The sequence below is a fragment of the Rhodococcus sp. NPDC056506 genome (assembly GCF_042794945.1).
GTDB lineage: Bacteria > Actinomycetota > Actinomycetes > Mycobacteriales > Mycobacteriaceae > Rhodococcus_F.
Genome location: NZ_JBHTSW010000069.1, coordinates 1 through 17,505, shown reverse-complemented (window position 1 = coordinate 17,505; position 17,505 = coordinate 1). Strand labels below are relative to the sequence as shown.

The 17,505-nt window shown below is 62.8% G+C and carries 17 protein-coding genes; 12 read left to right on the top strand and 5 right to left on the bottom strand.

Annotated elements, in window-relative coordinates; all coding sequences use genetic code 11:
* Positions 1-14: 14 nt before the first annotated feature.
* Complete coding sequence (locus ACFQ6H_RS28905; protein ID WP_378650292.1) at positions 15-377, bottom strand: hypothetical protein; 363 nt, start codon at positions 375-377, stop codon at positions 15-17.
* A gap of 83 nt (positions 378-460) precedes the next feature.
* On the opposite strand from ACFQ6H_RS28905, the gene ACFQ6H_RS28900 reads away from it, so the two are divergent.
* Positions 461-1,426 (top strand): quinone oxidoreductase family protein, encoded by a 966-nt coding sequence (locus tag ACFQ6H_RS28900; RefSeq protein ID WP_378650290.1) that lies wholly within the window; start codon positions 461-463, stop codon positions 1,424-1,426.
* 56 nt (positions 1,427-1,482) lie between these two features.
* Here the strand turns inward: ACFQ6H_RS28900 and ACFQ6H_RS28895 are convergent, their stop codons facing one another.
* Positions 1,483-2,466, bottom strand: coding sequence for a heme o synthase (locus ACFQ6H_RS28895; protein WP_283304656.1), 984 nt, complete (start codon positions 2,464-2,466; stop codon positions 1,483-1,485).
* A gap of 200 nt (positions 2,467-2,666) precedes the next feature.
* Here ACFQ6H_RS28895 and tkt point away from each other — a divergent pair, with 200 nt between their 5' ends.
* The 10 genes from tkt to ACFQ6H_RS28845 all read left to right on the top strand — a co-directional run bounded on the left by tkt (position 2,667) and on the right by ACFQ6H_RS28845 (position 12,433).
* Positions 2,667-4,769 carry a transketolase gene (tkt, locus tag ACFQ6H_RS28890; RefSeq protein WP_378650288.1) on the top strand — a complete coding sequence of 701 codons (2,103 nt, stop codon included), beginning with the start codon at positions 2,667-2,669 and terminating at the stop codon, positions 4,767-4,769.
* Positions 4,770-4,774: 5 nt separating this feature from the next.
* The gene (tal, locus tag ACFQ6H_RS28885; protein WP_378650286.1) at positions 4,775-5,899 is read left to right on the top strand and encodes a transaldolase; all 1,125 of its coding nucleotides are present in this window, start codon (positions 4,775-4,777) and stop codon (positions 5,897-5,899) included.
* A 4-nt stretch (positions 5,900-5,903) separates the two neighbouring features.
* Positions 5,904-7,448: a glucose-6-phosphate dehydrogenase gene (zwf, locus tag ACFQ6H_RS28880; protein WP_378650285.1), complete on the top strand. Its 1,545-nt coding sequence runs from the start codon at positions 5,904-5,906 to the stop codon at positions 7,446-7,448.
* The gene (opcA, locus tag ACFQ6H_RS28875) at positions 7,448-8,356 is read left to right on the top strand and encodes a glucose-6-phosphate dehydrogenase assembly protein OpcA (protein WP_095970270.1); all 909 of its coding nucleotides are present in this window, start codon (positions 7,448-7,450) and stop codon (positions 8,354-8,356) included. Before zwf ends, opcA begins: the two co-directional genes overlap by 1 nt.
* Positions 8,349-9,089 carry a 6-phosphogluconolactonase gene (gene pgl / locus ACFQ6H_RS28870; protein WP_378445961.1) on the top strand — a complete coding sequence of 247 codons (741 nt, stop codon included), beginning with the start codon at positions 8,349-8,351 and terminating at the stop codon, positions 9,087-9,089. The genes opcA and pgl overlap by 8 nt, the downstream gene beginning before the upstream one ends.
* A 327-nt stretch (positions 9,090-9,416) precedes the next feature.
* Positions 9,417-10,337 carry an SDR family oxidoreductase gene (locus ACFQ6H_RS28865; RefSeq protein WP_378650283.1) on the top strand — a complete coding sequence of 307 codons (921 nt, stop codon included), beginning with the start codon at positions 9,417-9,419 and terminating at the stop codon, positions 10,335-10,337.
* A gap of 25 nt (positions 10,338-10,362) precedes the next feature.
* A complete protein-coding gene (locus tag ACFQ6H_RS28860) occupies positions 10,363-10,707 on the top strand; it encodes an iron chaperone (RefSeq protein ID WP_378650281.1) in 345 nt (114 codons plus the stop codon).
* Positions 10,708-10,745: 38 nt separating this feature from the next.
* Entirely contained in the window at positions 10,746-11,462 is a 717-nt protein-coding gene (locus tag ACFQ6H_RS28855) for an AAA family ATPase (RefSeq protein ID WP_378650280.1), read from the top strand.
* A gap of 28 nt (positions 11,463-11,490) precedes the next feature.
* On the top strand, positions 11,491-11,811 hold the full coding sequence (locus ACFQ6H_RS28850; RefSeq protein ID WP_378650278.1) for a TfoX/Sxy family protein: 321 nt from the start codon (positions 11,491-11,493) through the stop codon (positions 11,809-11,811).
* Positions 11,812-11,932: 121 nt separating this feature from the next.
* Positions 11,933-12,433 carry a hypothetical protein gene (locus ACFQ6H_RS28845; RefSeq protein ID WP_378650276.1) on the top strand — a complete coding sequence of 167 codons (501 nt, stop codon included), beginning with the start codon at positions 11,933-11,935 and terminating at the stop codon, positions 12,431-12,433.
* A 28-nt stretch (positions 12,434-12,461) separates the two neighbouring features.
* Here the strand turns inward: ACFQ6H_RS28845 and ACFQ6H_RS28840 are convergent, their stop codons facing one another.
* The 3 genes from ACFQ6H_RS28840 to secG form a co-directional block, all read right to left on the bottom strand.
* On the bottom strand, positions 12,462-13,247 hold the full coding sequence (locus ACFQ6H_RS28840; protein ID WP_378445956.1) for an oxidoreductase: 786 nt from the start codon (positions 13,245-13,247) through the stop codon (positions 12,462-12,464).
* A gap of 122 nt (positions 13,248-13,369) precedes the next feature.
* Positions 13,370-16,144 carry a phosphoenolpyruvate carboxylase gene (ppc, locus tag ACFQ6H_RS28835; protein ID WP_378650274.1) on the bottom strand — a complete coding sequence of 925 codons (2,775 nt, stop codon included), beginning with the start codon at positions 16,142-16,144 and terminating at the stop codon, positions 13,370-13,372.
* A 103-nt stretch (positions 16,145-16,247) separates the two neighbouring features.
* Positions 16,248-16,481 carry a preprotein translocase subunit SecG gene (gene secG, locus ACFQ6H_RS28830; RefSeq protein WP_003944946.1) on the bottom strand — a complete coding sequence of 78 codons (234 nt, stop codon included), beginning with the start codon at positions 16,479-16,481 and terminating at the stop codon, positions 16,248-16,250.
* Between the two features lie 209 nt (positions 16,482-16,690).
* Between secG and ACFQ6H_RS28825 the strand changes: the two genes are divergently transcribed.
* Positions 16,691-17,491 carry a tyrosine-protein phosphatase gene (locus ACFQ6H_RS28825; protein ID WP_378650272.1) on the top strand — a complete coding sequence of 267 codons (801 nt, stop codon included), beginning with the start codon at positions 16,691-16,693 and terminating at the stop codon, positions 17,489-17,491.
* Positions 17,492-17,505 lie beyond the last annotated feature (14 nt).

Sequence of the window (17,505 nt, the reverse complement as noted above, 5' to 3'; positions counted from 1 at the left end):
CCCCAGACGTCATTTCAGGATTCGTTGCGAGCTTTCGGGAACCGAGTCTGATTGGCAACCCAACCGGCCATCTTCTTGAAGTGGCCATCCTGCGGGGTGACGATGCTCGTCAGCTCACGCTCCCACTCGGCAACGGTGACGTTGTCGAAGGATGCGACGACGACATTGGCCGTGGCGAGGTCCTCGACGACCTGGTCACCGAGGATGCCGTCGGCACCCACGAGAGTGATGCGAACGCCGGCAACGCCGACCGGCTGGATGACGGCGCTGGCGGTTCCGCCGTGCTCGGCGACGAACTTGGTGATGGCATTCACCGTGGACTTCGGCAGTTCCGGCGCGGACGGGGTGGCGTCCGACTTCTCTGTATCGGTGCTCATGACTCGACAATACTGGTCGGTAGCCCGGAAGCGACACCAGGCATGGACTGAGGCTCGGTCGCCGCGGGTGTAGAACAGAAACCATGCGAGCCATCTACGTGACCGAGACCGGCGGACCAGAGGTTCTGACTCTGACCGAACAACCCGAACCGACACCGGGCCCAGGCGATCTACTCGTCCGGACCGAAGCGATCGGCATCAATTTCATCGACACGTACTTCCGAATGGGCCAGTACAAGCGGCCGCTCCCCTACATTCCGGGCGACGAGGGCAGCGGTGTCGTCGAAGCCGTCGGTTCCGATGTCACCGAATTCGCCGTGGGCGACCGTGTCGCGTGGGCCGCGGCCACTGGCAGCTATGCCGAGAAGGTGGCTGTTCCCGCCGCAGTCGCAGTGAAAGTACCCGACGGTGTCCCGGCATCGGCCGCAGCGTCGGCGCTCCTGCAGGGGATGACGGCGCATTACCTCGCGAAGTCGACGTATCCGATCCAGAACGGAGACACCGTGCTCGTGCACGCGGGCGCGGGCGGCGTCGGGTTGATCCTGACGCAGATGGCCGTCAGCCTCGGGGCGAAGGTCGTCACGACTGTGTCATCGGATGCGAAGGAAGAACTCTCGCGTGGCGCCGGTGCCTCGGAGGTACTGCGGTACGACGAGGACATCGCAGCGCGCGTTCGGGAGTTGACCGGCGGCGAAGGAGTCGCGGCGGCATACGACGGCGTCGGCGCGACAACTTTTGATTCGAGCTTGGCTTCCGTGCGTATCCGCGGCACCGTCGCGTTGTTCGGTGCGGCCAGTGGTCCGGTTCCGCCGGTGGATCCGCAGCGGCTCAATTCGTCGGGCTCGCTGTTCCTGACGCGTCCGACGCTCGCGCATCACATTCGCACTCGTGAGGAATTGACCTGGCGTGCCGGCGATGTCTTCGATGCCATTGCGGCCGGGAAGCTCGATATTCGCGTCGGGGCCGAATACCCCCTCGCCGATGCAGCGACAGCGCACCGGGACCTGGAAGGTCGAGCAACCACGGGTTCAATCGTTCTGATCCCCTAGCGAAGTGCTGTGCGCCTTTATTAACCGCCCGCGTTTAATAAAGGCGCACAGCAGAATCAGCTGAGCATGTCACTGATCGTCTGGAGTCCGAGCACCGAGTCGACAGCGAGGCCGACGAAGACGATCGCAAGATAGTTGTTGGACTGCAGGAACAGGCGCAGCGGCTTGACCTGGGCACCGCCACGAACGCTGCGGTACAGCTGATGGGCCATGAGCAGGAACCACGCGCCGGCGACGATGGTGATGGCGGCGTAGATGACGCCGGACGCGGGCACGAGGACGAGCGTCGTGACGACCATCGCCCAGCTGTAGAACAGGATCTGCTTGGTGACGTGCTCTTCGGTGGCGATCACGGGAAGCATCGGAACACCGGCAGCTTTGTAGTCTTCCTTGTAGCGCATTGCGAGCGCCCAGGTGTGCGGCGGCGTCCAGAAGAAGATGATCAGGAACAGCACGACGGGCTGCCAGCTCAGTGACCCGGTGACTGCGGCCCAGCCGACGAGGACGGGCATACATCCGGCAGCGCCACCCCAGATGACGTTCTGCCAGGTACGACGCTTGAGAACCATCGTGTAGATGAGTACGTAGAACGCGATCGTGATCACGACGAGGATGCCGGCGAGGAGGTTGGCTCGCCACCACAGCCACAGGAACGACGCGAGACCCAGGAGAAGTCCGAAGACGAGCGCGTTGCGAGTCGGTACCGCCTCGCGGGCCAGCGGACGCTTGGCGGTGCGCTTCATGACCTTGTCGATGTCGGCGTCGACGACGCAGTTGAGGGAGTTCGCACTCGCTGCGCCCATCCAGCCACCGAAGAGGGTGCTGAGGATCAGAGCGATGTCGACTGTTCCGCGATCGGCCAGCAGCATTGCCGGAATGGTTGCCACCAACAGCAATTCGATTACTCGCGGCTTCGTGAGCGCGATATAAGCCAGAACCTTGCCCGTTGCGCGACCCCACACCGTATCGGTATTGGTCGCCCGCGGGGCGGCACCTGGGCTGCCGAAGCCATGTCCGCTCGGCTGTTGCCCTGTCCGCACGTTCTCTCCTTGCACCACGCGTTACCGCACTAACTCTTCACGACACACTGCTGACACTGTTCTCTACTACGGACGATGGTAGACCGCAGCCATGGAGGAACCGAATCGACCCGGACAGCCAGGACCATTAGGCTGGGTTACGCAGTGGAGGGACACCCACCCTCGCAATCCACGTACACCATGTCAGGAGACATCTGCCAGTGTCGATCACAGACGAGATCCACGTCCTCACGCAACCCGTCCACCCCTCGGACTGGACCGACCTGGACACCAAGGCTGTCGATACCGCCCGCGTGCTCGCCGCCGACGCGGTTCAGAAGGTCGGCAACGGCCATCCCGGAACTGCAATGAGCTTGGCGCCGTTGGCATACACCCTCTTCCAGCGCGTCATGCGCCACGATCCTTCGGATGCAGAATGGGTCGGCCGTGACCGCTTCGTTCTTTCCTGTGGCCATTCGTCCTTGACGCTGTACACCCAGCTCTACCTGTCGGGCTACGGTCTCCAACTCGCGGACCTCGAAGCTCTCCGCACGTGGGGCGCTTTGACCCCCGGCCACCCCGAGGTCGGCCACACCGTCGGCGTCGAGATGACCACGGGTCCGCTGGGCCAGGGCCTCGCCTCCGCAGTTGGTATGGCGATGGCTGCGCGCCGTGAGCGCGGGCTGTTCGATCCGGAGACCCCGGTCGGCTCCTCCCCCTTCGACCATCACATCTACGTGATCGCGTCCGACGGTGACATCGAAGAAGGCGTCACCTCCGAGGCGTCGTCCCTCGCCGGTGTCCAGGAACTGGGCAACCTCGTCGTCTTCTACGACGACAACAAGATCTCCATCGAGCACGACACCACCATCGCTCTCGGCGAAGACGTCGGAAAGCGCTACGAGGCGTACGGCTGGCACGTTCAGCACGTCGAGGGCGGCGAAAACGTCTCCGGCATTCTCGACGCAGTCGCTGCGGCCAAGGCCGTCGTCGATCGCCCGTCGATCATCCTTCTCCGCACCATCATCGGTTTCCCGGCTCCGAAGAAGATGAACACCGGCGACGTCCACGGTTCCGCCCTGGGTGCCGACGAGGTCGCTGCGGTCAAGGAAGCCCTCGGATTCGATCCGAGCAAGTCCTTCGACGTCGACGCCGACGCTTTGGCTCACGCCCGTGAGGTCGTCTCGCGCGGCGCCGACGCACGCAAGGCATGGCAGGTCGAGTTCGACGCGTGGGCTGCACGTGAGACCGAACGCAAGGAACTCTTCGACCGCCTGTTCGCCGGCGAATTCCCCGCCGGCTGGGCCGACGCTCTCCCGACCTACGAGGCCGACGCCAAGGGCGTTGCGACTCGCAAGGCCTCCGGTTCGGCACTCAACGCGCTCGGACCGATCCTGCCCGAACTGTGGGGCGGCTCCGCTGACCTCGCGGGCAGCAACAACACCACCATCAAGGGCGCAGATTCGTTCGGCCCGTTCTCCATCTCCACCAACGACTGGAATGCGCAGCCTTACGGCCGCACGCTCCACTTCGGCATCCGTGAGCATGCGATGGGCTCGATCCTCAACGGCATCGCGCTGCACGGCCCGACCCGCCCGTACGGCGGAACCTTCATGGTCTTCTCCGACTACATGCGTCCGGCCGTTCGCCTGGCTGCACTGATGAAGACTGCCGTCACCTATGTCTGGACCCACGACTCCATCGGTCTCGGCGAAGACGGCCCGACTCACCAGCCGGTCGAGCACCTGGCCGCACTGCGCGCCATCCCGAATCTCGCCGTCGTCCGCCCGGGCGACGCCAACGAGACCTCGTTCGCGTGGCAGGCAGCACTCGAGAACAAGACAGGACCGACCGCTCTGGCACTCACCCGCCAGGACATCCCGGTTCTCGAAGGCACCAAGGAGAAAGCTGCCGAGGGCGTCAAGCGCGGCGCGTACGTTCTCGTCGACGCAGCCAACGGTTCGCCCGAGGTCATCTTGCTGGCCACCGGTTCCGAACTGCATCTGGCCACCGAGGCTCGTGAGACCCTCGAAGCTCAGGGCGTTGCAACCCGCGTCGTTTCCGTGCCCTGCCTCGACTGGTTCCTCGAGCAGGATCAGGCGTACCGCGACGAGGTCATTCCGCCCGCCGTCCGCGCACGCGTGTCCGTCGAAGCCGGCATCGCAATGCCGTGGTGGCGCATCCTCGGCGACGCCGGTCAGGCCGTCTCGCTCGAGCACTACGGCGCCTCCGCCGATTACAAGACCTTGTACCGGGAGTTCGGCATCACTGCCGACGCGACTGTCGAAGCCGCGCAGCGCTCCCTCGCAGCTGTGAAGGGATGATCTCGATGACACAGAACGTGAATACCGAAAAGCTCTCCGCTGCAGGCGTTTCCATCTGGCTCGACGACCTCTCGCGAGATCGCATCCAGTCCGGCAACCTGCAGAACCTCATCGACACGAAGTCGATTGTGGGCGTCACGACCAACCCGTCGATCTTCCAGGCAGCCCTTTCCAAGGGCTCGGCTTACGATGCTCAGGTTCGTGAGCTCGCACAGCGCGGCGCCGATGTCGACGCCACCATCACCGCGGTGACCACCGACGACGTGCGCGCTGCGTGCGACATCCTGGCTCCGCAGTTCGAGGCGTCGAACGGCGTCGACGGTCGCGTGTCCATCGAGGTCGATCCTCGCCTGGCACACGACACCGACGCCACCGTCGCGCAGGCGATCGAGCTGCACAAGATCGTCGATCGCCCGAACGTCCTGATCAAGATCCCCGCGACGCTGGCAGGCATTCCCGCCATCGCCAAGGTGATCGGCGAGGGCATCAGCGTCAACGTCACCTTGATCTTCTCGGTCGAGCGCTACGAAGCAGTCATGGGCGCATACCTCGAAGGTCTGGACACCGCCAAGGCTGCCGGCCGCGACATCTCGTCCATCGAGTCGGTCGCCTCGTTCTTCGTCTCCCGCGTGGATTCCGAGATCGACAACCGCCTCACGGCAATCGGCACGCCGGACGCTCTCGAGCTTCGCGGCAAGGCTGCACTCGCAAACGCTCGCCTGGCGTACAACGCGTACCAGCAGATCTTCGAGGTGCAGCCGCGCTTCCAGGCTCTTCTGGCAGACGGCGCCAAGGCTCAGCGTCCGCTGTGGGCGTCGACCGGCGTGAAGAACCCGGATTACCCGGACACGCTCTACGTCACCGAGTTGGTTGCACCCAACACCGTCAACACCATGCCGGAGAAGACGCTGGACGCTCTCGCCGACCACGGCGAGATCACGGGCGACACCATCTCGGGTACCGCTCAGGAATCACAGGCGGTCTTCGATCAGCTCGCTGCTGTCGGCATCGATCTTGCGGACGTGTTCACGGTCCTCGAAACCGAGGGCGTCGACAAGTTCGAGGTGTCCTGGAACGAGTTGCTCGACGCAACTGCCGAGCAGCTCCGCGCAGCAACCCAGAAGAGCTGAGCCTGTGAGCGATTCCGCGGCGGCATCAGATTGGGTGAATCCCCTTCGGGACAGCACCGACAAACGGCTTCCGCACATTGCGGGGCCCTGCGCCCTGGTGATTTTCGGTGTTACCGGCGACCTTGCCAGGCGCAAGCTCATGCCAGCCATCTACGACCTCGCCAACCGTGGACTGTTGCCGCCCGGATTCGCTCTGGTCGGGTTCGCCCGGCGTGACTGGACGGACGAGGACTTCGCGAACGTCGTCCTCGAAGCAGTCAAGGACGGTGCTCGCACCAAGTTTCGTCAGGACGTGTGGGAGCGGCTCGCCGAAGGCATCCGGTTCGTGGAGGGCAGTTTCGACGAGTCCGAGGCCTTCCAGAACCTGTCCGACACGTTGTCCACGCTCGACAACGAGCGTGGCATCGGCGGCAATCACGGCTTCTACCTCGCGATTCCGCCCAACGCATTTCCTCAGGTCCTCGAACAGCTGTCTGCCTCCGGCCTCGCGCAGGCCGAGGACGGTCAGTGGCGACGCGTGGTCATCGAGAAGCCGTTCGGTCACGATCTCGAGAGCGCTCGCGAACTGAACGCCGTCGTCAACAAGGTGTTCCCCGAGGACACGGTCTTCCGTATCGACCACTACCTCGGTAAGGAAACGGTCCAGAACATCCTGGCTCTGCGCTTCGCGAACCAGTTGTTCGATCCGATCTGGAACGCGCACTACGTCGACCACGTTCAGATCACGATGGCTGAGGACATCGGCCTCGGTGGACGCGCCGGGTACTACGACGGCATCGGCGCGGCCCGTGACGTGATCCAGAACCACCTGCTGCAATTGCTCGCGTTCACGGCGATGGAAGAACCCATCAGCTTCGAGCCGCTCAATCTGCAGGCTGAGAAGATCAAGGTCCTCTCTGCCACTCGCCTCGCAGAACCCCTCGACGAGACCACCGCCCGCGGCCAGTACGCGGGCGGCTGGCAGGGTGGGCTGCCGGTGGTCGGGCTCCTCGAAGAAGACGGCTTCGCAGCGGACTCCATCACGGAGACCTTTGCCGCCATCACCCTCGAGGTCGACACCCGCCGCTGGGCGGGTGTGCCGTTCTACCTGCGCACGGGCAAACGACTCGGCCGTCGTGTCACCGAGATCGCAGTGGTGTTCAAACGCGCACCGCACCTGCCGTTCGACAAGACGATGACCGAAGACCTCGGCCAGAACGCTCTGGTCATCCGCGTGCAGCCCGACGAGGGCGTCACCATGCGGTTCGGCTCGAAGGTTCCCGGATCGAGCATGGAGGTCCGTGACGTCAACATGGACTTCTCGTACGGTCAGGCTTTCACCGAGTCGTCACCGGAGGCGTACGAGCGGCTCATTCTCGACGTGTTGCTCGGCGAGCCGTCACTGTTCCCGGTGAATGCCGAAGTTGAATTGTCTTGGGAGATACTCGATCCCGTCCTCGAGCACTGGGCCGCCGGCGGTAAGCCGGAACCCTACGAGGCCGGAACGTGGGGACCACCGTCTGCGGACGAAATGATGCAACGCACCGGACGCGAATGGAGGCGACCCTAGTGATTCTCGATTTGCCGTCCACCACCACGGTCCAGGTCAGCAAGAAACTGGTCGAGGTACGTAAGACCGGCGGCGCTGTCACCTTGGGGCGAGTGTTGACGCTCGTCGTCTGCACCAGGGACACCGGGAACGCCGAGGAAGCCATCGAGGCCGCCAACGAGGCAAGTCGCGAGCACCCTTGCCGCGTCATCGTGCTTCTGCGTGGCGACGAGCAGAGTGAGCCTCGGCTCGATGCTCAGATCCGTGTCGGCGGCGACGCCGGCGCCTCGGAGGTCGTGGTCCTGCGTCTCTACGGTCCGCTTGCGGATCACGAGAGCAGCGTCGTCATCCCGTTCCTGCTCCCCGACACCCCGGTAGTCGCGTGGTGGCCCCTCGAGGCACCCGAGATTCCGGCGAAGGACCCCGTCGGGAGGCTCGCGATACGGCGCATCACCGATGCCACCGGTGCCCCCGATCCGACGGCCACCATCAAGGGGCGACTCGCGTCGTACACCGCCGGTGACACCGATCTCGCCTGGAGTCGCGTCACCTACTGGCGCGCGCTGCTTGCGTCGGCTCTCGATCAGCCGCCGCACGAGAAGATCACCTCCGCAGTGGTCTCCGGTCTCAAAACCGAACCGGCACTGGATATTCTCGCCGGTTGGCTGGCGGCCAAGATCGACGGTCCGGTCATTCGGCGTACGGGTGAGCTGACCGTCGAGTTGAAGCTCGAGACCCGCAGCATTTCCATCAGTCGCCCGCAGGAGGGCACGACTGCAACGTTGATCCGTACCGGTCAGCCCGACGCGCTGGTTTCTCTGGGTCGCCGAGAGACACGCGATTGCCTCGCTGAGGAATTGCGTCGACTCGATCCCGACGAGATCTACGAGGAAGCTCTGGCTGGATTGGAGAAGGTGACCTATGAGTGATGTTGTCGTAGAGAAGTTTTCCGACGCCGGCCAACTCGTCGATGCTGCTGCCGCACGCCTGGTCACGACCATCGTCGAGGCCCAGAAGGCTCGCGGAGTCGCATCCATCGTTCTGACCGGTGGCGGAACCGGGATCGCACTTCTCGAGAAGTTGCGGAATGCTCCCGGCGACATCGACTGGTCTCAGATAGACCTGTACTGGGGTGACGAGCGGTTCCTGCCGTCCGGCGATCCCGAGCGGAACGAAGTGCAGGCTCGAGAGGCGCTCCTCGATCATGTGCCGGTCGATCCCGACCGAGTACATGCGATGGCCGCATCCGACGGTATCTACGACGGTGATCCCCACGGTGCGGCGACGGCGTACGAACAACTGCTGGGCGCCCAGGCACACGGCAATCAGGTCCCGACCTTCGACGTGCACCTGCTCGGCATGGGCGGCGAAGGACACGTCAACTCGTTGTTCCCGCACACCGACGCCGTTCGAGAAGAAGCGCGGTTCGTTGTCGCGGTAACGGACTCCCCCAAGCCGCCACCGGTTCGCATCACGCTGACGTTGCCCGCTGTTCGGCGTGCCAAAGAGGTCTGGTTACTGGTCTCCGGCGCAGCAAAGGCCGAGGCCGTTGCCAAAGCGGTTGGTGGTGCCTCGGCCGAGGACTGGCCGTCCGCCGGAGCCACCGGTTTGGTTGCGACGCGTTGGTTCCTCGATACAGACGCTGCCTCGCAGCTTCCGTGATCTGATTTTCACAGATCTGATTTTCACACCGGCCGGGAATCGTCTTCGGGCGATTCCCGGCCTGGTGGAAGGTCGACGACCTTCTCACAGCGGCGAGTTTCGATTACCCGCCGACTCCGGATCGAATGCGAATTTCCTTTTGACGGAACGGAACTCAATCCCGAGATCCCGTTCCTCCAACGGGCACTCTGCCCGACACAACGATTCATCTCTCCCCCTGTTTCGCTCCCCCGAGCAATTACTACCTTGGACGCCGCGGATCAAGGTTCGGTTCCGCAGATCGCCGTCGCTCTTGAACGAAGCAAACCGGGCGGGAACAATCGAACAATGTCGTGGACACTGAATCCGGACGCTCTCCGCGGGCGAGTAGCTGTTGTTGCCGGGGCGACGAGGGGCGCCGGACGCGGAATCGCCGCAGCCTTGGGCGAGGCGGGTGCAACTGTCATCTGCACTGGTCGGAGCACATCAGCCGGGATACTTCAGTCGGACTACCCGCGCGGCGAGACCATCGAAGAGACTGCGGAACTTGTCACCGCACTGGGCGGCGTCGGAGTGCCGATTGCCGTCGATCACCTCAAGAGCAAACAAGTGGCTGATCTCGCCGAACGCTTGCGCGCCGACTACGGACATATCGACATCTTGGTCAACGACATCTGGGGCGCGGAATTGCTCAAGGGTGGGCCGGCGGAGTGGAACACACCGGTATGGGAACACGATCTGGACAAGGGCTTTCACATCTTGCGCCTGGCGATCGACACTCACATCACCACGTCGCATCACCTCCTGCCGCTGATGATCGATCGACCTGGTGGACTGGTCGCCGAAATAACCGACGGCACTACCGAATACAACGCGTCGAACTATCGCATCTCGGTATTCTACGACTTGGCGAAGGTGTCCGTGAACCGGCTCGCATTCTCGCAAGGGCACGAACTGGCCCCGTTCGGGTGTACTGCCGTCGCCATCACTCCCGGGTTCCTGCGATCGGAGATGATGCTCGACAATTTTGGTGTCGGCGAATCGAATTGGCATGACGCATTGATGCCGTATCGGGATTGTCCGACCGCGCCACCGGATTTCGCACGCTCCGAGTCACCGAGATTCATCGGACGTGCGATCGCGGCCCTCGCCGCCGATTCGAATCGGAAGCGATGGAATCAGCGATCGGTCAGTTCAGGCGAACTCGGAACGGCATACGGGTTCACCGACACCGACGGCAGCCGACCCGATTTTTGGCGGACCAACTGAATCCGACTGCGATTAGGATCCGAGCATGGCCGAATTCGCGACGATTGACGCATACATCGCCTCGTTTCCCGCCGACGTGCAACCAGCCCTCGAAAGCATCCGCGAGACGATTCACAATACGGTTCCCGGCCTCGATGAAACCATCAGCTATCAGATGCCGACCATGACGGTGAACGGCAAGAACCTGGTTCATTTCGCAGGCTGGAAACACCACATCTCGATGTACCCACTGCCGGCGGGTGACGCAGAGTTCGAGAAGTCCGTCGACCCGTACCGGTCCGCGAAATCAACCGTGAAGTTCCCACTGAACAAACCGATCCCCCTCGATCTGGTGGCTCGGATCGTCGAATTGCTCGCGCGGCGCCACTAGCCTCAGTTCCCGTCGGAACCTTGTGAGAACGTATTGCCGTGCAGAGACAACCCATCCGACGCATCAAGGCCGGGCCATCGTCGGGCGCTGACGTAGGCAGCTGGCCGATGACGGTGCCTGCGGTCGCGCAGATCGTTGAGGACGGTCTCGAACTTCCACCGGGTGTCACGATTTTGGTCGGCGAAAACGGAGCCGGGAAGTCGACCGTCATCGAAATTCTTGCCGCCGTTCTCGGGCTCAATGCCGAAGGCGGGTCGACCAATACGCGGCATCAGACCCGATCGAGTGAACCGGGCGGCCTCGGCCTTCTGGTCGAGCGGAGCCCCGGCGCATCGAAATGGGCGTACTACCTTCGGGACGAAACCTTGCACGGGTTGTACACGTATCTGGAGGACAATCCCAATCCTCGGCACCCTGAACCGCAATATCATCAGCTTTCGCATGGAGAAGCGCTGCTCGAGATCTTGTCGTCGAGGACCTCCGACGGCGGGTTCTATCTCATCGACGAACCCGATGCCGCCCTCTCCTTCCAAGGAACGTTGACGCTCGCCGCGTTGCTTGGTGAGCTGGTGGACTCCGGCGCACAGGCAGTGATCGCGACGCACTCGCCGATCATCGCGGCGCTCCCGAACGCCAACCTGCTCGAGATCGGCGAATGGGGAATCAGAACCGCAGGATGGGAAGACCTCGATCTCGTCTCGAACTGGCGACGGTTCCTTCACGACCCCCAGACGTACCTGCGCCACCTGATCTAACCTGGAACTCCACCCCCAGGAGGCCTCCATGGCATACGACAAAGCGCTGGCTGAGCGTATCCGCGACGCGCTCTCGGGCGAGGACGACGTCGAGGAAGTAAAGATGTTCGGTGGCCTGAGTTTCATGGTCAACGGGAAGCTGACCGCCAGCGCGAACTCACACGGCAACATCATGGTTCGTTGTGCCCCCGATCGTGTCGACGAGCTTCTGACGCACAAGGGTGCAAGTTGGCCCGAGATGCGGGGTAAGCCGATGAGCAAGGGATGGATCGTCGTCGACCGAACCGGAACGAGTTCGAACGTCGAATTCAATGCGTGGATCAAGGAAGCGCTGGACTTCGTTCACTGACTGGTGCTGCCGGTTCGATCAATTTCGGTCGATTCGGCAAAAGTGAACTGGGCGGCCCTTAGACTCCGGAAAAGCATTGGATTGGGCGCCTCGACGCCGCGGAGGAAAGGTGGTCCGTCCCGTGACGTTCACACCCAATCAGCCGGATCACCAACGCGCCTTCGGCTTTCAGCCGCCGACGACCCGCGCAATTCCCTCCCTCATGCCCGACCGTTTCGGACCGAATCTCGTCGGATCGTTGTGGGCGTGCGCCGGAATCGTCGCCGGCAGCCTCGGCCCGTGGACGTCGTCTTCCACCCTCGACCACAGTGGTATCGACGAATGCGGGGCGATCACTCTCGTCCTCGCGATGTGCGCGGTCACTGCACTGATCGCGATCATGGTCCGCGACGTCACCCCCGAGATGAAAAATCACTGCACCGGACCGCTGGTGGGAATCGCTGTCTTGATCGTTGCCGTCGGAAACGCCGCGGCCATCGTGGGACGTAGTACCGAGGTCACCGGGCCGTCCATCGGGTGGGGACTGTGGGCGGTCATCGCGTCTGCAGTGATCCTGTGCGTCACGTCATCGACCGTCGCGCACCTGATCAGGTTCCAGGCGGCAATGATCACAAGGTCCTGATCAGCGGTCACAAGGTCTTGATCAGCGGTCACAGCGTCTTGATCAGACCGCCGTCGATCACGAAGTCCGCGCCCGTCACGTTCCCCGCACGATCGCTGGCGAGGAACAACACCAGGTCGGCAACCTCTTCGGGGAAAGTAAACCGCCCAGTCTCGGCGCCGGCCGCGGCACTTTCGACGATGTCGTCGGCGGCTGATCCACTCGCCTTCGCCAACGTCGATGCCACACCGTGCTTACCTAGCCACAACTCCGTTTGCACCGGCCCAGGACTGACGGTGTTGACGCGGATCCCTTTCCCTCCCAGCTCTTTCGACAACGACTTCGAGAAGTTGGTCAGTGCTGCTTTGGCGGCGCTGTAGTCGATCACCGTGGGGTCGGGCAGGAAGGCGTTGACCGAACTGATCGTCACGATGCTCCCGCCGCCTCGGCGGATCAACTCCGGTAACGCAGCGCGAACCGTGCGCACAGCCGACAAGAACGTCAGATTGAACGACGACGCCCACTCGTCGTCCGTGATACTTGCGAAACCACTGGTTCTCGGGGTGACAGCACCGACATTGTTGACCAGGATGTCCACGCCGCCCCTGCCTGCTGCGACTTCGAGCAGTCGGGTTGAGCCTTCGGCACTCGCCAAATCGACCGCTACAAACGTGATACGGCCTCCGGGCTGCAACGATTCGAGCTCCGGTGAGAGCGTCCGAGAGCCGGCGACAACATGGACGCCCTCGGCTACCAACGCCCGCGTGACAGCCAGTCCGATGCCCTTTCCCGCGCCGGTGACCACGGCAGTTCGCCCGTCCAATTGCAGATCCACTGCGGTCCCCGTTCGGTCTTGTGCGCAGCGGGAGGTGTGCGTGCGACAGCCCTAGAGTCGCCGCACGCACACCGTGGTAAACCTGCCGGCCTATCCGCTGTCATTCCTAGCCACTGTTACACCTAGCCACTGTTACGAAGTGCAGTGGCCAGGCCGTTCATCGTCAGTTGGATGCCTCGACGTACTTGATCGCTCTCGTCGCCGGACCGGTATCGACGGATCAACTCGACCTGTAGATGGTTGAGAGGTTCGAGGTACGGGAACCGGTTGTGGAGCGAACGCTCGAGGCCCGAGTTGTCGGCAAAGAGGTTCTCGTTTCCCGTGATTGCCTTGTACATGCGAATCGTGCGTTCGTGCTCGTCGGTGATCATTCCGAAGACTCGATCGCGTAATTCGGCGTCGGGTACGAGGTCCGCGTAGCGGGCCGCCAAACCGAGATCCGACTTCGACATCACCATGGCCATGTTCGAGAGCACGGTTCGGAAGAACGGCCACTTCTCGTACAGGGCCGTCAACGTGGCAAGCCGACTGTCGTCGCCGTCGATCCATCGTTCGAACGCGGCGCCGGTGCCGTACCAACCCGGAAGCATCACGCGAGACTGACTCCACGAGAGCACCCAGGGAATTGCACGCAGGTCGGAGATCGCCTTGGTCTGCTTGCGAGAGGCCGGGCGAGAGCCGATGTTGAGTGCCCCGATCTCGGCGACCGGTGTGGACGCTTCGAAGTACTGCACGAATCCTGGTGTGTCGTGCACCAGTTCGCTGTACGCGGTGCGGGCGAGGGCAGCAAGCTCGTCCAACACCGCGTAGGCCGCATCAGCATCGCTGCCGAGACCTTCGACGTCGAGCAAGGTCGACTCGATAGTCGCTGCGATCAGTGTTTCGAGGTTGCGATGCGCCAGGCGCGGTTCGGCGTACTTGGCGGCAATCACCTCACCCTGCTCGGTGATTCGCAAAGAACCAGCGACTGCACCGGGAGGCTGAGCCAGAATCGCTTCGTAGCTCGGTCCTCCGCCACGTCCGACCGTTCCGCCGCGGCCGTGGAAGAGTCGCAATCTGATTCCGCTCTTACGCGCGGCATCGAGAAGGTCGAGCTCGGCACGGTACAGCGCCCAGTTGGCAGCTAGATAGCCACCGTCCTTGTTGGAATCGGAGTACCCGAGCATCACTTCTTGACTGTCACCGCGGGACCGCACGATCGCACGGTAGATCGGGATGTCGAGCGTCGCCAGCAGTGTGTCGGCGCCGCCCTGCAGATCCTCGATCGTCTCGAACAACGGAACGATACCGATCGGGCAGGAGGGTTCGCTGCCGACGCCCGGATCGAGCACCCCGACCTCTTTGAGCAGTACTGCGGCTTCGAGCATGTCACTGACCGAGGTACACATGCTGATGATGTAGTTGGGCACCGCACCCGCTCCGAGAACCCGCACTGCCTTCGCGCCGGCCGCCATGATGGCCAGTTCCTTGGTGGTCAATTCACTGAACTCGGCGTCCGGCGAAGTCAGCGGTCGCCTCGTGGTCAGCTCGGCCGACAACAATTCCACTCGCTCGGCTTCCGGCAAGGACGCGTAGTCCGGGTGAACTCCGGCCCACGCCAGAAGTTCTGCGACGACGCTTTCGTGTACCTCGGAGTTCTGCCGCATGTCCAGACCGGACAGGTGAAAGCCGAACACCTCCACCGCTTCTCGGAGCCGGTCGAGTCGATCGTCGGCAATGGTCTCGTCGCCGAAACGACGCAGCGAGGTGTCGATGATTCCGAGATCCCGCTGTAGTTGTGCCGGATCGGTGTACGCCTCGAGACCGTCATCGGAACCGTGAGCGGGCAACTCCCCCAGCACCGACAGTGCGGTGGCGCTCAATCGCCCACGGATACCGCGAATCGCGCGCCGGTACGGCTCGTCAGCCCGGAATGCCGAATCGTCGCCGGAAGTGGACGCCAGCAGATCGAGTTCGGGCGTGACGGACACCAACCGCGCCGACATCGACAGTTCACGCTCGAGATGTTCGAGTTCCCCCAGATGATGCTCGAGAGCAGTTGCCGCAGCGCGCGAAGTCGCGCGCTGGACGATTTCACCGGTCACATACGGATTGCCGTCCCGGTCACCGCCGATCCACGAACCCGGCCTCAGGATCGGTTCCGGCAGCAGGCCAGCTTCCGGCCAACGCGCCCGCAGAGCTTTGCGAACCTCCGCATTGATCTTCGGAATCACCTCGAACAACGCTGCGTCGTAGTAGCGAAGGCCCACCTCGATTTCGTCCTGGATACGCAGGCGGCTGAGCCGGATCAGAGCCGTCTGCCACAGGGTCAGGATCTGACGGCGCAATTGCAGATCGACGTCAGCGGTTTCGGCGACGCTCAGCGCCGTACGCTCGCGGTATCGCATCAACTCGGTGATCCGACTCTGCGTCTCGAACACCGTGCGGCGACGAGTCTCCGTCGGGTGAGCGGTGATGACGGGTGAGACCAGGGCGCCCCGCAACGCTTCTTCGACGGTGGCCGAGTCGATATCGGCCGCATCGAGTTTGGTGTACGTGGCCGCGAGAGTGCTGTCTCGGGGCGGTTCACCCGCGTTGACGTGGATGGCCCGTCGACGCTCGCGATGGATGTCCTCGGCCAGGTTGGCGAGCAGTGCGAAGTGACTGAACGCCCGGATGACGGGAATGGCGTCGTCCGTACTGATTTCGGCGAACAGCGACACCAGTTCGGCGCGATCGATCTCCGAACGACGGACTCGGAACGACTCGACACGGGCTCGCTCGACCAGATCGAACACATTGTCGCCGGCTTGCTCTCGCACTATTTGTCCGAGTATTCCGCCGAGAAGCCGGATGTCTTCGCGCAGCGGCTCGGTGGCCTCTCGCGGTGTTTCTCGATGCGACGCGGTTTCAGTCATCACACAATTATCGACCGAAACAAAGAACCCCGCTCGATAGGCGGGGTTCCGTGTCTGAAATTCGTGTGTGAAAAACTACCGGCTGTAAGTCATGAGCCGAGAATCAGGCGAACTTGATCTCCAGGCCGATGCCGACGATCGAAATGAGCCAGATCAACGCGGTGAAGACCGTCAACCGGTCGAGGTTCTTCTCGACAACAGTCGATCCGGACAGGCTGGACTGGACACCGCCACCGAACAGACTCGACAAACCGCCGCCCTTACCGCGATGCAGGAGCACCAAGGCGATGAGGAGCAAGCTGGTGATGACCAGCAGGATATCCAGGAACAGTTTCATGTCTGTCTACGTCCACCAATCCAATAGGGACAACTACAACCGATAACACCATACAGGCGCGCACAGATAGCCTGACCACATACCCGCCTTGCACACACCTCTGCACCCGGCCAGGCACGACTCTTGGTCAGTGGCATCGATCACACCGTCGAGATACCGATTCAGTAGTTTTTCAGTTGACGCGACTCTACCTCCGAAAGGCCCGCTCCATGCTTTCCGACACTGCCCTGCCTGACACTGCCTTGCCCGACACTGCCCTGCCCGACACTCCACGTCTGGCTTCGATTCACAACTTCCGCGATGTGGCCGGCCACGGGTACGTCACGACCAGTGGACAGGCGATGAGCCGAGGAGTCTTCTACCGCGCAAACGTTCTGACACCCTCGCCCGAGGATCTCGCAATCGTGGAATCGCTGGGGCTGACAGCCGTCTACGACGTTCGATCCGAAACCGAAGCGAACGAAACTCCCGACATCGTGCCAGCTCCGGCGATGTACGCCCACATTCCCATCCTGTCCGGCAACATCCACGCCGAAGCAATGGCTCTCCGAACAGCTGACGCTGCAACAGCTTTCATGCAGAACATCAATCGTAGTTTTGTGGCGGATCCCGTCACTCGGAACGGATTCTCGCAGTTGTTCTCCGCCCTGGCGACCACCGAGGGGCCGCAGCTCTTCCACTGCACGGCGGGCAAGGACCGAACAGGTTGGGCGGCAGCACTACTGCAGACACTCGCCGGTGTGCCGCGCGAAACGATCACGGCGGACTACCTGCTCACGAATACGTACTCGGCCGAGTACATCGATGCAACAGTCGCGAAGATCGCCGCTGCCACAGATGCAGACAAGGGCGAGGTCATCCGATTGCTGCTTTCCGTCGACGCGAGTTACCTGGGCGCCGCCTTCGAAGAGGTGGACCACCACTACGGGACCGTCGAGAACTATCTGACCGCCGGGTTGGAGCTTGCTCCCGAACTCGTCGGCGCTTTGGAAAGCAAACTCCTGAGCTGACTCGCGAAAAAACC

Excerpts from the sequence above, each read along its gene's own strand:
- ACFQ6H_RS28865 (WP_378650283.1), top strand. The coding sequence starts at position 9,417 with ATGTCGTGGACACTGAATCCGGACGCTCTCCGCGGGCGAGTAGCTGTT.
- ACFQ6H_RS28900 (WP_378650290.1), top strand. The coding sequence starts at position 461 with ATGCGAGCCATCTACGTGACCGAGACCGGCGGACCAGAGGTTCTGACT.
- ACFQ6H_RS28905 (WP_378650292.1), bottom strand. The coding sequence starts at position 377 with ATGAGCACCGATACAGAGAAGTCGGACGCCACCCCGTCCGCGCCGGAA.
- tal (WP_378650286.1), top strand. The coding sequence starts at position 4,775 with ATGACACAGAACGTGAATACCGAAAAGCTCTCCGCTGCAGGCGTTTCC.
- secG (WP_003944946.1), bottom strand. The coding sequence starts at position 16,481 with ATGAAACTGTTCCTGGATATCCTGCTGGTCATCACCAGCTTGCTCCTC.
- pgl (WP_378445961.1), top strand. The coding sequence starts at position 8,349 with ATGAGTGATGTTGTCGTAGAGAAGTTTTCCGACGCCGGCCAACTCGTC.
- ACFQ6H_RS28850 (WP_378650278.1), top strand. The coding sequence starts at position 11,491 with ATGGCATACGACAAAGCGCTGGCTGAGCGTATCCGCGACGCGCTCTCG.
- ACFQ6H_RS28825 (WP_378650272.1), top strand. The coding sequence starts at position 16,691 with ATGCTTTCCGACACTGCCCTGCCTGACACTGCCTTGCCCGACACTGCC.
- ppc (WP_378650274.1), bottom strand. The coding sequence starts at position 16,144 with ATGACTGAAACCGCGTCGCATCGAGAAACACCGCGAGAGGCCACCGAG.
- ACFQ6H_RS28860 (WP_378650281.1), top strand. The coding sequence starts at position 10,363 with ATGGCCGAATTCGCGACGATTGACGCATACATCGCCTCGTTTCCCGCC.